The 16244-nt window shown below is 60.1% G+C and carries 10 protein-coding genes; 7 read left to right on the top strand and 3 right to left on the bottom strand.

From position 1 onward, the window contains the following. Positions 1–8: 8 nt before the first annotated feature. From NFR19_RS00445 to NFR19_RS00430, 4 genes are all read left to right on the top strand, one after another. Positions 9–2831, top strand: a complete 2823-nt coding sequence (locus NFR19_RS00445; protein WP_251211803.1) for a hypothetical protein — start codon at positions 9–11, stop codon at positions 2829–2831. Beyond that, complete coding sequence (locus tag NFR19_RS00440; protein ID WP_251211802.1) at positions 2831–3193, top strand: hypothetical protein; 363 nt, start codon at positions 2831–2833, stop codon at positions 3191–3193. The genes NFR19_RS00445 and NFR19_RS00440 overlap by 1 nt, the downstream gene beginning before the upstream one ends. A gap of 127 nt (positions 3194–3320) precedes the next feature. After that, positions 3321–3920 carry a flagellar protein FliS gene (locus tag NFR19_RS00435; protein WP_251211801.1) on the top strand — a complete coding sequence of 200 codons (600 nt, stop codon included), beginning with the start codon at positions 3321–3323 and terminating at the stop codon, positions 3918–3920. Between the two features lie 51 nt (positions 3921–3971). Further along, positions 3972–4454, top strand: a complete 483-nt coding sequence (locus NFR19_RS00430) for a hypothetical protein (protein WP_251211800.1) — start codon at positions 3972–3974, stop codon at positions 4452–4454. A gap of 101 nt (positions 4455–4555) precedes the next feature. Here the strand turns inward: NFR19_RS00430 and NFR19_RS00425 are convergent, their stop codons facing one another. The 3 genes from NFR19_RS00425 to NFR19_RS00415 all read right to left on the bottom strand — a co-directional run bounded on the left by NFR19_RS00425 (position 4556) and on the right by NFR19_RS00415 (position 7335). Then, complete coding sequence (locus NFR19_RS00425; protein WP_251211799.1) at positions 4556–4789, bottom strand: hypothetical protein; 234 nt, start codon at positions 4787–4789, stop codon at positions 4556–4558. Positions 4790–4894: 105 nt separating this feature from the next. After that, a complete protein-coding gene (locus NFR19_RS00420) occupies positions 4895–5680 on the bottom strand; it encodes a DUF6580 family putative transport protein (RefSeq protein ID WP_251211798.1) in 786 nt (261 codons plus the stop codon). After that, positions 5677–7335 (bottom strand): lipopolysaccharide biosynthesis protein, encoded by a 1659-nt coding sequence (locus tag NFR19_RS00415; protein ID WP_251211797.1) that lies wholly within the window; start codon positions 7333–7335, stop codon positions 5677–5679. The genes NFR19_RS00420 and NFR19_RS00415 overlap by 4 nt, the downstream gene beginning before the upstream one ends. A gap of 383 nt (positions 7336–7718) precedes the next feature. Between NFR19_RS00415 and NFR19_RS00410 the strand changes: the two genes are divergently transcribed. From NFR19_RS00410 to NFR19_RS00400, 3 genes are all read left to right on the top strand, one after another. Beyond that, entirely contained in the window at positions 7719–8945 is a 1227-nt protein-coding gene (locus NFR19_RS00410; protein WP_251211796.1) for a hypothetical protein, read from the top strand. A gap of 12 nt (positions 8946–8957) precedes the next feature. Next, entirely contained in the window at positions 8958–10115 is a 1158-nt protein-coding gene (locus NFR19_RS00405; RefSeq protein ID WP_251211795.1) for a hypothetical protein, read from the top strand. Between the two features lie 323 nt (positions 10116–10438). Next, positions 10439–16231 carry a M60 family metallopeptidase gene (locus NFR19_RS00400; protein WP_251211794.1) on the top strand — a complete coding sequence of 1931 codons (5793 nt, stop codon included), beginning with the start codon at positions 10439–10441 and terminating at the stop codon, positions 16229–16231. The last annotated feature ends 13 nt before the right edge of the window (positions 16232–16244 follow it).

The following is a 16244-nucleotide window of genomic DNA, read 5'->3' as shown; positions in this document are numbered from 1 at the left end:
GGGCGGTGTTGTTAGCGGTTCTTGCTGTCGTGCTGTGCGTGGGCATGTGCTTCCCTGCGTTCGCAGATGTAGGCGGTCCAGGCGAAAAGGGCACCATCGTTGGAGACGAGGGCACCATAGACGATCCTGAGCGTGGGTACACCGATGAAGAGGTGATCGTCAAGGATGGAGCCGCCACGGCCAAAACAGAAGTGGGCGTATTCGCTAAGGTCGACATAACGGTGGAAGATATAACCCCGCCCAGCACGGGCGTGTTCCCGTGGGGCAGAGTGTCTCAGGCGTTCTCGCTCGTTGAGAAAGCATATGCCGCCGATGCGAACTATACCGACATTTGGGCTGATATCAAAACGGGCAACAGCGCTCAGTATTCGTGGAACGTGTATCTTAATGGCAGCTTTGCACAGGAGATGCTGGGAAAGACGCCGGTTCCGGCAGCCAGTGATAGCTCTGGCGTTGTGCGCGTACCTTGCCCGGGAACGAAAGAGTACGTGGAGAACAATAAGGATCTGCTGTGGGGCTATATAGAGGCAGATGGCTACGTGGAGCTCATGTGGGAGATCCTTCTGTACCGAGGCGACGACCTTGTTGGGTATGCCAGAACAACCACCACGTTCACCGACCCGGCAGACACGGGAGATTACGGGAATATCGACGGCACGGAAACGAATCCCGATGGTTCGCTGAAGCATCCGGATTGGGTTTATGAGGAAGATGTTGATGGCGACGGTAAAACCGATGTTGAGATAACCATCTCTGGGAACATTCGCAAGGACGCCAAGCTGGTGGTCGTGCCCATCGACCGCATGACGGGTTCCTCTGTTTGGGATGCTTTCCAGGGCAAGGCAGGGGATCGTTCTATAGATCGCGTGTATCAGATCCTGCTGGTCGTGCGGGATGGGAACGGCGTGGTCACGCAGGATAAGGCATACATTGGTCCGGTGAACGTACACGTGCGCTATGCGAAAGGCTCAGGGTTCGGCGAAGGGGCATCTGCCGATATGACCGATTGGCAGACATGGGCGTATCCGACCGGTGCGCTTTTCGCGGAAGACCCCACTCAGACCGATCAGATCGAAGAGAAGACCGTAGAACTGGACAAGGATCATCCAGGATTCGCTTCTATCAAGACATACAAGCTGGGGTATTTTGCGCTGCTTGGCAAGAGCGCTGGGTCAAGCGGGGGCGGCACGCATTCGGTTGTCGTCAACGTTGGCGCTGGCGGCACGGTGGTGGGCATCACCGGCTCAAGCAAGACCTATACGGTGGCCGATGGTGGCACGTTGGTGTTGCAGGCGAATCCGAATGTGGGGTATGTGCTGAGCGCTACTTCGTCGACCGGTGCTGCTCCTGTGAAGGAAACGAGCGAGAACGCCATCACGATAGGGCCGGTCACCGGCAATGGCGTGGTGGATGTGAGCTTCTCCTTCGTGAACAAGGACGACCCGAATGATCCCTTGCATGGTCAGAATCATATGGTTGCTGCGAAGGTTGCCGATGTATGCAAGGGCATGGGCACGGTAGCAGTGGGAGATCAGACGGCAGGCGAGGCCTCAGCGAAGCAGTATGTGCATGGAGCCACCGATGCGCTCGTCATCTTCCAGCCACAGGGTGGCTACCATGTGGCTGGGGTCACGGTAAATGGCAAGGCTGTGTTTGTGAACGGAACGTCCTTTGCCTTCCCGGTTGTCAACGAGGACAAGAACGTAGAGGTCTTCTTTGCGCGGGGAGATGGGCCCATTCGGGGTTCTTGGACGGTTTCAGTAACGACGAACCCCGCTGATGCTGCTACCGTCAGCGGTGCTACCACCATGCCAGTAGGCGAAAATGGCACGTTCAGAATAGAAGCGAACGAGGGTCAGACGATCGGCGCGGCAACGCTTGATGGCGTGAAGCTTCCGAAAGAGAACCTGATCTATCGGGGCGATGGCGTGTGGGTAGCCACGGTTCCCTACAATGGAAGTTCATCGCGTGCGTTGGTGATCGATTTCAAAGCGGGTGAGTGGCCACCCGATTCTGGGATAGGCCCGTTCGATCCCGATAACCCGAACGGATCCGGCGACCCGAATAACCCGGACGACCCGAATAATCCCAATAATCCAGGAGTCGACCCGGCAGACGGTCCATTCATCGTTGACGTTACGATCAATGGTGAGAATGCTGGATATGTGTATGTTGTCTTGCAGAACGAAAATGGCATGATCGAGGATCTGCTCGACCTGAACGCTCCTGAATCTCAGAGCGGCACGGTTGTTCCGCAGTCTGCTGAGAATGCTTCCGTGAGCGAACAAGGGCTGCTGACGGCAACAGCGCAGATACAGCGCGACGCTACTTCGTATGCTGCGCGTCCGTCCGAGATGCTTGCCGCATCCAAGCAGCTTCGCATCACGCCAGGCTCTACGGCAAAGTTCGTGCTCTTGCCAGTGTATGGCAATCACATCTCGGGTGCGGTGAAGAACGGTATCAGCGCTGGTGTGGGCGATACGCATGTGCTCACGCATACGAGCAGTGCTGACCGGCATCAGACCCTTGAAGTGACATTCGCACGTGGTTTGGTGTCGGATCCATCTTTGAACGACATCCTCACCAATGGCACCTCAGGAAATGGCACGGGTAGTGGCAGTGGTCTTCTGAGCGGGGTAAAGACGCCTACCGTCATTGGGTCCGGCCTCTCGAAGACCGGTGACGTGATGGGGATTGTGACTCTGGTGCTGATCGGCATTGCTGCGGTTGCTGTGGTCGTGCTCCTGCTCGTACGCAGGAAGAGCAGGGAATCGAAGCAGGTACTGACGGTCGATGCTACTAAGATTAACCAGATGAAAGGTGATGCCTGATGGCTGTGACCCAGATCGGAGAAAGCTACATCGCCAATGTGAAGTTCAAGAAGCGCAAGCTTGGGGGCGTGGACGAAATAGACGCGATCAATCATCTGGATACGCTTTCCAAGACATATGAGCAAGAGATCTTGCGGCGCGATCGGTATTACCAAGAGCAGCTAGCCAACAAGGATCAGCAGATGCAGCAAGCCTATTCGGAATTAGCTTCGCTGCAAGAGCAGATCCAGCATATGCAAATGGGACAGGGCTCGTTCGGCGGATCGGCGGGTGGTTGCGAGCAGTTGCTCCAATACTTGGTTGGCATCGTCGAGCGCATAGAGCAACGGATGGGATCGCGATCATACATGTATCCGAACTAGCTCAGTGCGCTCGGATGCGTTTCAGCAAGCAGCTTTCGCATGCTGGGAGCATACATAGGCGCGTTTGCGCGTGAGGTACCGGAGCGATCCTGCACGGGTCGCATGACAAGAGGAAGAGATTGTTTGTATGAGCAATAACGCAGGAGAGACACCTAACCAGACATCGCAGCCTGGATACCCGGCTCAGGGATCAGCTGCGGCAGATGCCATTGCCAAGGCGCAAAAGAACGCCCATGGCACACGGCGTAACGTGATCATAGCCTTGATCGTTGTTGTTGTGGCCATTGCCGTCGTCGGTACCATCGTATTCTTCGTTTTGAATGGAAGCGGCAATGATAGTGGCCAGCAGGAAGGCCAAGCCCCCTATAAAACCGAAGAAGAGATGCAGGCTGAAAGCGAGCGTGAGATCGCTACCGGTATGTTCAATATTTCCATCGCTTCTGACATTGAGTTCGAGAATGCTAATTCTGATGGGTATGCCTATATCGAAAACGTGCCGAACAATCCCTACAACATGCGCGTGGTCATTACGGAAGATGAAACGGGCGATGTGCTCTATGAATCTGGTGTCATCACACCGAACCACTATATCGAGAGCATTCGATTGACGAAGCAGCTAGCAGCTGGCGAGCACAATGCCACCGCAACGTTCACAGCGGTCGATCCTTCGACCGGGGAAGAAGCGGGTCAAGCCGCTGCCGCATTACATCTGAATATCAAAAGCTAGGCTCAAAGCTAGGGTTCGATAGGTGGGCATGAGATGGTCCGTGCCAGAAAGATGCTGATCGCGGAACGGTTTCCCTTTCCTGGCATGATCGATTCTGCTCTGGTGGAGCCATCTCTGTTCCGTATCCTGGTGGAGGCAAATGCGGTCTTCGAATGCGAAGAGGTCTATCTTGATGTTGATACCGTTCCCGAGGATCTGCAGATCAAAGCTTTTGAGATCTTTCCGGAAGATGTCCTCTTCGTATATTCAGGCCGATGGGAAGCGGAAGGGCAGCACATTGGCAGCGATGAGTTGTTCCATGCGCTGTGGTACATTTCTGCTGACGAGGATGGCCATGCTGCGATGCTCGCGTACGCTAACGCTGAAGGTCAGGTCTACAATCGTGAGTGGTTGTATCGCAATCGTTTGAGGAAGCCTGGCACGTTCGGCTGTAAGGGGTTCTACCTTGGTCTGATCAAGTCAGTTAACTATCGTCAAAAGCTTGAAGTGCGGCAATGGCCGGAAATCGTCCGAGCGGCATCGTCAGAGGCGTGATCCATTCGCCTACCACGGAGAAGCACGCTACCAAGGCGAACTATAAGAAGCAAAAAAGAAGCCCGGCATTGCCGGGCTTCTTCTCTCCAATAAGGTATTCCTTAGGCGCTGGGCGGCTTCGGAGCACCAGGGGCAGCCGGTGCGCCAGGAGCGCCCGGAGCAGCCGGGGCACCGGGGGCACCCGGAACCGGCTTCGTGCCGTTGATGTACTCAGAGAAGTCGGCCTTGCAGAAGGGGCACTTCTCGATCTTCATGCCGCCAAGCATCTGGATGGGCTTGCCGCACTCAGGGCACTTCATTGGGCCGGCGGAAGCATCAGCAGGTCTGAAACACATATCGCTCTCCTGTTCCTTGAAACTACAGCCCCAATAAGATACCTCATTAGGGCCGAACCGTGCACAGACTATAGCAGTTTAATCGGTGAATGCCAACGTATTGAACTATTTCACTTTGCCACTATTTTTATTGTGCATCGCACACGCGCCGCCCATGATGCACAACGGCGCTAAGAAAGCCACCGTACCCACCGCATGGGCCAGGTTGAACGGCAGCCCGGCAGCATAAATGCCTAGCACCGTCTGCGCGGGCATCGCACCTCCGAACAGCAGCACGATCTGGGAATCCAGTAGCACGCCGAACGCGAGCGATGCCACAAAGCCATACGCGCAAACGAGTATCCAACGTGCGGAGAGGGAGGAAATACGCGCTCGAAGCCCCGTGCTGCCGAAGAGCGCGCCCGCGCCCCATCCGGCCAAGCCCCATCCGGCCATCTGGAAGGGCGTCCAGGCGCCTTGCCCCAGCACCATATTGCTCAAGAGCGCTGCGCTTATGCCCACGGTGAAGCCCCAGCGCCGCCCGCAGACGATACCTGCCACGATGCAGAGCGCGGTCACGGGCTGCACGTTCGGCACGCCCGCGAACGCCACGCGCCCCAGGACTGCCACAGCCAACAGTGCCAGCGCTACTCCGGTCGTGAGGACTCGCGTGCGAGCCGCAGATGTCGTATGCGCCGCAGGCATCGCGCGCGTCGTGTACCCTGTGCGAGCCGCAGCTGCCGCATGCGCAACGCGATCAGCGCGTGCCACCCCTACCGCACCTGCACCGGCTGCGCCGTGCGCTTGCACGCCTCGTACGCTTCGTGCACCTCGCGCACCTGCTGACATCGCTGCTGGTGGCACATTTGCCACCAGGGCGATCACCTTCGCTCGCATGCTCTGTTCGTTCATCCTGACCTCCTTCGGTCTCCCCGCTCGCCCCGCTCCGTCTTCCGATGCAATCGCCGATCGAGCACCTCCTGTCGGTGTTCGCGCTCGGCGCGTAGCTCGCTCGGACGCTTCTTGCGTGGTGTGGGCAACGCACGTTCCGGATCCCACGCCCCGCGCCCGTCAGCATCAGCAGCGCTTGTTTGCGCATCCGCCTCAGCGGGCAGATCCTCGCCGCCTTGCTCCAAGAACACAGTGCGCTCGGTGGAGCGCGTGGCCGCTGCCACGGACTGCTCGGGCGTGCTCCCCGCGCCACCGCGCGCCAGGTCGCTGCGAATGCGGAAATACTCCCACACCAGCAGCACCAGCAGAATGCTCTCTACGATCAGATAGCTCAACACCGCGCCATCAAGCCCGGCGAACGCCACCAGCAGCACTGGCACGAACAGGCTGAACCCGAACGTCACCAGGTACAGCGTGGTCACATCGCGCTGCCGCCGCATCACGGTGATCACCTGATACAGAAAATCAATGGCCGCCGTCACGCCGCCACACGCCAGCATGACGAACAGCAGCCCGCGGTACGGCTCGAAATCAACGCCGTACAAGAAGCTCATCAGCGGCACGCCCACCCAGGCCATCACCAGCCACACCGCCGCGGTGATGCCCACGATGACCGCCATCAGCCCCACGATCAGCAGGTCGAACTTCTTCCGCTTGCTGGCATCCTGCCACACACCGGTCATGCGCAGCAGCAGCGGCTTGTACACCAGCTGCGCCCCGATCAGGATCATCTGCGCCGGGAAGTACAGCGCGTTGTAATACAGCTGATTCTCGTAGGCCAGGCTGCCTTCCATCACGAACTTCGGCGTGTTCTCTATCACGTTGAACAGGAAGATGGCCACGAACAGCGGCGCGGTGGCTTTGAACAGCTGCACGAAGCTGGGCATGCTGAACCCGCGGCTCTTCGGCGTTTCCATCAGTGTGAGCGGCCAGGTGACCACCACGAACGTGACGATGGCTGCCACCGCCATGGCATAGCACGCCACCACCGAACTGCGCGCCAACAGCATGGCCACACAAAACGCCACCAGCGCCACCACCGATCGCAGCGTCTGCGAGATGCCCGCCAGATACAGCTTGTCGGCCTGCTGCAGGCGCCCTTCGTATACATCGGCCAGCGCATCCACGAACTTGAACAGGATCACGCCCATGCTGATATCGAACATCTCGCCCTGATATCCGCGCAGCGTACAGTACAGCCACCCCGCTACTAGCATCAGAATGCAGGTGATCCAGCGGCTGACCTGGTAATCGGTGAAGGAGTGCTCTTCGTTGATATCGGAGGCCTGATAGGCGCGCGTGCCGAAATTGCCCACGAACATCAGCAGCAGCGCCACGATGAACGCCATGGAGATCATGCCCGCCTGCTCCACGCCCACCAGCTGCGTGGACACCATGGTCATCACGGGGAATACGAACGCCCAGGCCGCCTGCCCCGCGGTGTTCCAGATGAAGTCGCGCGTGGTGCGATGCGGCGCGTACTCCGCCTCAGCAGCTGAGAGCCCATCGCCTTTCATGGCTCCTACCACTCGGTCGAACCAGCGGTTCACCAAGCGTGCTATGAAATTCTGCTTGTGTTGACGCGGCTGGGGTTGGTCGGCGTGGTGTTGAGGCATGGACGGTCCGCTACTCCTATGACTTCGTGCGTTTAATATGGTTTTATAGTATAGTTTTAACACTAGACTATCAGTGCGTATTATGGCGCAATGCACTAAACTGTCATGCTCGAACAGGCAGAGAGGCAACGGGATCAATGGGTGAAACTGATTCACAGAGCACACCGCAAGCTGCTTCGCCGCAGGTTGTTCCGGCGAAGGGCGCTCCGGTGACCTCTGGTCCTGTGAACCCGGGCATGTCGAAAGGGCCAGCTACACCGATGCCTGCACGCCCGGCTGTTCCCGCACGCCCTGCAAGTCCGCAGCCGCAGTCTCAGCCGCAACCTCAAGCGCAACCACAACCACAACCACATCCGGCACCTGCGCCCGCACAAAGCGGCCCCGTGTCGCCGGTTCCCGCGCAAACGGTCGTGCTGCCTGCCGCAGCGCCTGCGCCGAACCTACCGGTGGCGGTGCCCGGCCCCGACTATCATCCGCCCGTTGCGGGCGGCGTGAACCCATCGGGTCCGGCTGGCAAGCCGTCGAAGAAGCGCAATGGGCTGCTCATCTTCGGCATCATCGTGTGCATCTTGGCCGCAATCGTGCTCGTGGTGGCGCTGGTGTATGTGACGTTTCGGCAGCAGCAACCCGAGCCGCTCAACGTCAACGCACCTTCCACCGCAACGGTGCAGGCGGCGTTCGACTCGGCGGACATCACGCCGTCGAACCTCAGCAGCTACGCCTACATCGATACCGAAGGCCTTGACGACCCCGAGCTGACCGACGTGAAGGCTGGCAATGTGAACTATGGCGAGGGCCGCCAGTCCGCCACGTGCGAGGCCACGGCGAAGGCCAAGTGGGAAAACGAATCGGTCAGCGTGGAGCAGACCGTGCAGTTGCCCTTCACCTACAACACCTCCACGAATACGTGGGACCCGGGCCGCCCCAACGCTCAGTCTGCGGGCGAGAAGGTCACGCCCGTTGGTCCGGCCGACCTTGAGAAGGTGCAGGCGGCACTGCCCAACCTGCTGAGAGACTACGATGCAGACATTGCCAGCCAGTTCCCCAACCCTGAGGTGGCGGCCACTGCTGATCTGGACAAGGAAGGCGGCGAGATCACCTTCGCCATCGATCAGGCCGGGCAAAACGAGGCCGACCAGCACACGCAGACCGATGTCAACGTTGGCCTGGTGTGGCAGGACGGCAAAGGCTGGGTCGCCACCATTAACTGGGTGGGCGAAATCTTAGGTGGCACGCAGCCCGCTGAAGGCGAAGGCGACGGCGACGGCGTCCAAACCCCTGAAGGGGGCGCTTCTGATAACGCGAATGGCGGCGCCGCTACCGACGGCGGAAGCACTGACGGTGCTCAGATGTTGCTCACCTGCACCACGGGCGATCTGGTCGAGGTTCCCGGCATCATCGAGTATCGCGACAATCGCGTGCTGCTGCGCTCCGACTATACCATTCGCGTCATGCTGGATGGACGCACCTATATCGCGCGTTACTTCGAGCTGACGGCTAACACCTTCGTGGTCACCAACGGTGCGCACGTGTCCGTGGTTGGTGAGATCAGCGCTACCGGCACGCTTGAGCAGGCACCGCTCATGATCAATCTTGATTACGAGGGGTAAGGCCGCATCGCTATGACTCTACTCGACCTATACAAGCTTCTCAAGAAGAGTCTGTGGTTGGTCATCGGGCTGCCGGTGCTGTGCGCGGCTGTGTGCGCCGGGGTACTGCTGGCCACGCCCGCTGAGTTCTCGGCAAAAGCCACCATCAACGCTTCCACCGAGGTCGCAGGCGTCAATGCGTTCGCCACCGAAGCTGCCGAGGCGCAATCCAAGGGCGGCATCAAGGTTACCTCGGCTGCGAACACCAGCACGCGCGTCATCACGCTGACCGCGGAAGGCGGTACGCGCGAGCAAGTGATCACGGCGGTCAATCGGGCGGCCAACGCGGCGTATCTGAATGCGTTCAACCGCTATAACGTTTCGGGCGACAATCTCAACGTCACCGTGGCGCTGACGGTCAGCTTCGCGAAAACGGCGACCGACATCAGCCCCAGCGTGCCGAAGACAGCGGGCATCGCATTCGTGGCGGGCCTGTTCGTCGCTGTCTGCATCGTGGTCGTTCGCGATATGATGCGCGGCCGCATCCATAGCGTGCGCGATCTGGAAGAGGATATGGAGCTGCGGTTGCTCGGACGCATTCCGCGCGCGGGTCAGCAGGAGAGCGCGCTCTCGCGCGAGCAGTTGTTCGCCAACGTGCGCTTCGCGGCAGGCGAGCATGCAAGCGTGTGCGTGCTGGCCGCCGACGACGAAGGGCTCTCGGCGCAGGCATGCACGGAGCTGGCAGAAGCCGCGCAGCAGGCCGACCGTACGGTGCTGGTGATAGATGCCGATCTGCATGGCGCATCTCCTTTGGCAGCGCAGCTCGAAGAAGCCGGTGCGCAAGGCCTGGCAGAGGTGCTTTCCGGCAATGCGCAGCTGACCGAGGTGGTTCGCACGGTTCAAGGGTTCGCATACGTGTCCGCAGGAAATGCGCAGATCGCAGCTGCGGCGCTTTTGGATACCGAGCGCTTGGGTCTGGTGCTCAGCCAAGCCGCGCTGGAATACGAGCTGGTGGTGGTGAACGTGCCGCCCGCATCTGTCCATGCTGATTTCACGTACGTGGCGCATGCGGCTGGTGCTACCGTGCTCTGCGTGCAGGAATTCACCACGGCGCGTGCGGTCATCGAGGCGAGCATGGCGCAGTTGGATGTGGCTCGCGCCAACGTCGTGGGCGTCATCGCGGCCGCGTAAGCAGTTCTCTGTCAGCGCTTCTTCGTACGCGATCGTATAAGCGGTCCCCTGTCAGCAGCTCTTCGTACGCGATCCTTTCTGCACCCTGCGACTTCTTCGTTTCCGGTTTACGGCCTCTTTCAGTCTGGTGGCCACTATATCTCGGGTGTGCTTCTCGGCGCCCTCCCAACATCTAGGGCCGCCGCTTTTTCTTTGTTTATCGGGTAAAACATATTGCCTATAACGTTACCTTTTTGTTTACAATATGCTGTTTATCTGTCTCATTTCGCACAGGGTGAGACATGAGTAAGAAACGGGATAAGAGTAAGAAACGGGATAAGACCATGAAACGCACAAGTAATCGCATCTTGTCCGTGATGGTATCAGCGGCGCTTGCGTGCTCGCTCTTCGGAGCACCAGCAATCGCAGCTGCAACCGAGGACACGGCGGCCGCACAGGGGAGCGAGACCGCCAGCGTGATAACGGAAGAGGCTACCGCCGATTCTGATGTCACCTATCTGGACGACGAGGGCAAGGCCATCGATCCGTCCGAGAACCAGGAAGGGACCACGGAGCAGGAGGTGCCGGATTCCTCGAGCACGGTTGCCGTACCCGCGGCCAAGACGACCACCGACGATGAAGGCATCGCTGCCATCGCCGAGGCTCAAACCGATAGCACTGACCCTGGTAACACGACGGCGAACACGGCTAAGAGCTCGGTGCTGGTCACCGTGCACTACGATTTCCCCTACGAGGGCGCCGACCCGCTTGCTTTCACGCTGACGCTCAAAGATGAGACACGTCAGAAGGAGCGCGCTTATCCCGTTACGCTTACGGGCCGCAGCGGCGCATACAGTGCCACCTACGAGCTCACCCCGTTCATTGATAAGATGCTGGTCAGCGGCAACGAGTACAGCATCACGCTGACAGGCGACACGTTCATCACGTATAACCAGGAGAAGTTCACCTACGACGGCGACAACGACATGTCCATCGAGGTCTACGCTGCGGGCGTGGAGCTGGGTGGCTTTGAGGAAGGCAAGAAGCCGGGCATCATGCAGGGCGGCAACCTGACGCGCGGCGCTGAGGACGATCAGGTTGACAACGCCGACGTGCGCGTGCTGCTCAACGCCATCGAGGGCGACACCAGCCAAGACGCCGACCTCAACGGTGACGGCAAGGTTGACCTGGTCGACTATCAGCTGATGGCCGAGTTCTATCGCTATGTGTCCTCGCAGGCTGACGTGAACGGCTCCACCACCACCAAGACGCCGGTAGACACGCTGGGCGCAGCGGCAAACGACAACACCTGGGTGACCAAGGAAGGCAACACGGCGCGCATCGCCAGCCGCGATGGCGAAGAGGTGTCGCCCGAGAACGAGATAGCGGTGCGCTACGAGGCGCCTGCGAACACCATCAGCACGTCCACCACGGTGGGCATGCCCATGGCTACCGACAACAACAACATCGAAGGCTATGCCACCGTTGAAGGCGAAGAGCTGGACGAGAACGGCAATCCGACCGGTCGCACGCTGACCGAGACCTACGATTTCTCCAGCGCCGCAACATCGTCTGCCGCGCAGCGCGCCACCATGGTTGGCAATGCACTGCAAGCACCGCGCACCATGGGCGATGCGGTGCAGCTGACTGAGGTCAGTGCCGCCGTGCGTGCGTTGGGCGACCCACTGCTGCCCACGGTGGTGGAGGATGGTCGCATCACCATCAACTTCGGTAAGCGCATCGCCGTGAAGACCGTCACGCTCACCTTCACGCGCGCGCAGGTATACGACGAAGAGAGCAACCTCATCTCGGCGAACCTGGTTGAGATCAGCAGCGTGGAGTTCCTGAACAACATGGAAGACCATGTTGCCGAGCCCGAGTTCACCAAGACCGAGATCGTGGGCGCTGAGGCGGGCAACAAGGAATTCACCGTCACCTGGAAGTTCCTGCCCAACGTGACCGGCTACGAGATCCTGGTGACCGACACCGAGACCGGCAAGACCCAGACCTACAACGTGGGTAACTCTACCGGTGCCGACATCTCGAAGACCATCACGTCGTTCGCGGCGGGGCCGAAGGGCAAACTGGCGAACAAGGTGACCTATCAGGTGCAGGTGCGCCCGACCAACGGCTCGTGGCGCGGCGAGTACACCGATGCGGTTTCGGTGACCCCGAAGGCTACCAAGGTGCCCACCAAGCCCGAGAAGGTTGCCGTGGTGGGCGGCTATCGCATGTTCAAGGTCAGCTGGGGCGCCGCTGAGGAAGCGGATACCTACACGCTGTACTACCGCGAGGGCACCAGCGGCTCGTATCTCAAGATTGAGGCCATCGAAGGCTTGAACTACACCGTCTCTAACCTGCCCGACAAGGCGACCAGCTACCAGCTGTACCTGACGGCCACCAACGAGATCGGCGAAGGCCCGGCATCCAGCACCGCCACGGTGCAGACCACCTCGCTCACCCCGGTGAACCTGCCCAACTATATGCTGCTGAATTCCAAGACGGCCAACGGTGCCTACACCACCAACATCGCCTCGGCGCGCTTCACGTCAACGAACAGCGCCATCGAGGATCCCAATGGGGTCAACAGTGCTGCGAGCAACGCCATGTGCCTGTTCGACGGCGACTTCAAGAGCTATGCGCAAGTCAACGACTGGGATCTGGGCACCAGCTACAATCGCAACACCCATGGTGTGGATGTTACGTTCACCAGCCCGCAGGAAGTGGGCATGATCACGTTCGCGGCTTCGTCGGAGAACATCGACTACGGTGGGGTGAAGGTGCTCTACAAGACGGCTGACGCGCCCACCACCTGGCAGACGGCATCAGCCAGCATCCTGAGCCGCAAGGCCAACGACAACCGCACGTATTCCCTGATCAAGCTCGATCAGGGTGTCACCTGCACCGAGATGCTGATCGGCGTGAACCGCTATGTGCGCCTGATCAACATCGCCGAGATGCGCTTCCATGGGTACAACGACATCGAGGCGCGCATCGCCAGCATGTACGATGCCGACGATGAACTGGCCGACCTGCGCATCAAGCTGGGCGACCAGGTGGAAACCACCGCGTATGGCGTCGCGGATACGTGGTACAAGAAGGCCGAGGCAGGCCAGCGCTCCTTCGAAGAGCTGGTGGACAACCTACGCAAGGAGCTCAACGAGTACAAGAGCAACGACGAGCTCTATCCTTTCCAGAGCTCAGCGCTCACGGAACTGACCTATATAGAGAAGCTGCTGAAAGACGAATCGGCTGGCATGAAAGACGTCGTGAAGGTGCACACTGATCTCTCCGATGCCTACGACAGCGGCCGAGCTCTGGGCATCAGCGGCCTGAACGCATGGCAGCCGCTGGGCGTGTCGGTGTCGGCGGGCGAGAAGATCACGGTGTACGCCGGTGCTCCGAAGGGCGCGAACAGCGCCACGAAGATTGACCTGTACGTGGGCCAGTACGAGGGCGAGAGCAGTCAAACGCCGCATCGCATCGGCACGTTCCGCTTGGGTCGCACCGAGCTGACCATCGGGCCCGGCGAGTTCAGCAGCGTTGACAAGAAGGAGCACGGCGGCCAGTTGTATGCGGTCTACACGGGCAACAACGTGAACGATCGCTACTACCTGCGCGTGCTGGGCGGCGAGAACCTCGCGCGCCTGGATCTGCTGAACGCTTCCGACGCTGAGACGGATGCGGCCATCGACCAGTACGTTGGTGAGCTTGAGGCTCAGATGGCCAACTTGAGCACGGCGCACAGCGAGGGCAAGGCAGCCGGAACGCACACCAGCGCAGGTGATGCCCTGAACGGCAAGTGCATCGCTGACGCCACCGACATCATGCTGAACAAGATGATGTACTCGGTGCCCGCATCGAAGGTCTACAACGCTTTCGTGAAGAACAAGAGCCCCGAGGATGCGCGTGCGCATCTGAAGGCGGCTGTGCAGGGTTCCGAGCAGATGATAAGCCTGTTCTACCAGCATAAGGGCATGATCGATGGCGGCAGCGGGTCGAATGCCACGCCCAACCGCCACCTGAACATTCGCTACATGGAGATGTTCACCGGCGCGTTCATGTATGCGGCGGGCAACCACATTGGCGTGGGCTTCAACGAGTCGGCCAACTTCCAGATGCTCAAGCCCTTCGATGCGAACGGCACGGGCGGCATGTACTTCGGTTGGGGCTCGGCGCACGAGATCGGCCACAACATCAACGACGGTAGGTATGCGTTCGCCGAGGTGACCAACAATTACTTCGCGCAACTGTGCAAGAGCCTGAACGAGAACGGCGCTACGCGCTGGAACTACCGGGGCGTCTACGACCACGTGACCTCTGGTGCTGAGGCGCATGCGGGCGGCCAGGCAACGCAGCTGGCCATGTACTGGCAGCTGATGCTGGCTTACGACACCGCCGAGCTTCACACGCTCTTCACGCAGGAGTCCGAGCTGTTGGCGAATCGCTTCTTCGCGCGGGTCGATAGCTTCTCGCGCAACCCCAACTCGTTCACGGGCAGCGTGCCGCTGACCTTGAGCACCGAGCAGCAGAACATCATCCGCCTGGCCAGCGCTGCGGCTGGCAAGGACCTGACGGACTTCTTCGAGGCCTGGGGCTTCCATGCGGATGCCACCACCAAGGCCTTCGTCAAGCAATTCGCCGATGCGGGCAACGTGGAAACGCGCGCCATCCAATACATCAACGACAGCTTGGCGAACCGCAGTGCCAGCACGCAACCGACCATCCCCAGCACGGCGGCGGCCTCTGAGGTGCTCTCGGTTGAGGTGGATCCGCAGGGCAGCACGGTGCATGGCACTATCACGCCTGCGGCGGCGCATCAAGCGGCCGTGCACGGCTTCGAGGTGACGCGGGTGTCCTATGAGATGGGCAACGAGGTGCGTCAGGTGGTGAAGTTCGTGACCGCAGGCGCGGATGGCTCCTACACGTTCGCCGATGATGCGGCATCGCTGGGCAATCGTGCGGTGCACTACGAGGTGTGCGCGGTGGACAAGCAGCTGTACCGCTCCAAGGCGGCGGTCACCCAGCCCATCATGCTGGAAGGCACCGGCCTGTATGACGCAGCCGAGTGGGATGTGACCACGAACATGACCTCGCCCGCAGATGCGAACGATGTGATTGTGGACAGCACCACCGTTGAGCAGAACGGCTCGTATCAGTGCAGCGGCTTCGACGACGAGACCGCGGCGGATCCTGAGGCCAAGACGGTGAAGGCCGTGAACGGCGTGCTGAGCGGCGACGGCTATACCGGCAAGACGGCCGAGGGCGACCCGTACGTCGTGATCGACATGAAGGCGGTGCGCGCGGTAGAGCACCTGACGTACGTGCCCAAGACGGCAAGGAACATCACCGAGTACAAGGTTGAGCTGAGCCAGACCGGCGCCGACAGCGACTGGATCGAGCCCGCTTCGGGCACGTTGTCCTACAACGCTGAGGGCACCAAGGCCGAGATCTTCTTCCCGAAGCGCACGACGGTGGGCGGCACGGTGGATTACGTGAACACCGAATATGCTCGCTACATCAAGCTGACCGCCTCGGGCAAGGGCACGGCCGACTGGGATATCCAGCAGGTACAGGTCTATGGCCTGTCGGGCGATAAGATCAATCTGGCTGAGACCATCGGCGAGGGCGAGCATACAACGCCTGCCATCGGCGTGCTGGAAGCCGACTACGTGCTGGAGAAGGACGCTCAGGGCAACGTGACCAGCAAGATACCGGCTGGCTCCATCGTGTTCGTGGGTGAGTTCAAGGGCAACCCGGCTTACAGCAACGTGATCCTGTTCGGCACTACCAGCAGGGGCACCATGATCGTGGGCGGTACCACCACCAACGACCAGGGCGAAGAGGTGCTGGTGGCCAAACAGGCCATCCTGGCACCGAACCCGGGCCCGGATGCGCTGGGCGAGACGCGCAGCGGTAGCTGGATCTACTGGATCGAGAATGCGAACGATCTGGAAGATGGCATGACGGTGCGCGCCGAGCTGTACCGCGTGGACAACGCGTTCACCAACCAAGGTCAGCGCATGACCAGCGACAGTCTGCCGGTCACCATCCCCAGCATTTCGGGGCTGCCGAAGATCACCCTGACCGATGACAACGTGGACGATGGCACCATCAACCAGACGGTGGCGCTGTAATGGAGCGCACGGA

Origin of the sequence: Adlercreutzia murintestinalis, from assembly GCF_943192905.1 — a bacterium.
In the GTDB taxonomy this organism is placed as follows: Bacteria; Actinomycetota; Coriobacteriia; order Coriobacteriales; family Eggerthellaceae; genus Adlercreutzia_A; species Adlercreutzia_A murintestinalis.
The sequence above is the reverse complement of the archived record's forward strand: the minus strand, read 5'-3'. Positions and strand labels throughout refer to the sequence as shown.

Excerpts from the sequence above, each read along its gene's own strand:
- NFR19_RS00415 (WP_251211797.1), bottom strand. The coding sequence starts at position 7,335 with ATGCCTCAACACCACGCCGACCAACCCCAGCCGCGTCAACACAAGCAG.
- NFR19_RS00430 (WP_251211800.1), top strand. The coding sequence starts at position 3,972 with ATGCTGATCGCGGAACGGTTTCCCTTTCCTGGCATGATCGATTCTGCT.
- NFR19_RS00400 (WP_251211794.1), top strand. The coding sequence starts at position 10,439 with ATGAAACGCACAAGTAATCGCATCTTGTCCGTGATGGTATCAGCGGCG.
- NFR19_RS00405 (WP_251211795.1), top strand. The coding sequence starts at position 8,958 with ATGACTCTACTCGACCTATACAAGCTTCTCAAGAAGAGTCTGTGGTTG.
- NFR19_RS00425 (WP_251211799.1), bottom strand. The coding sequence starts at position 4,789 with ATGTGTTTCAGACCTGCTGATGCTTCCGCCGGCCCAATGAAGTGCCCT.
- NFR19_RS00440 (WP_251211802.1), top strand. The coding sequence starts at position 2,831 with ATGGCTGTGACCCAGATCGGAGAAAGCTACATCGCCAATGTGAAGTTC.
- NFR19_RS00420 (WP_251211798.1), bottom strand. The coding sequence starts at position 5,680 with ATGAACGAACAGAGCATGCGAGCGAAGGTGATCGCCCTGGTGGCAAAT.
- NFR19_RS00435 (WP_251211801.1), top strand. The coding sequence starts at position 3,321 with ATGAGCAATAACGCAGGAGAGACACCTAACCAGACATCGCAGCCTGGA.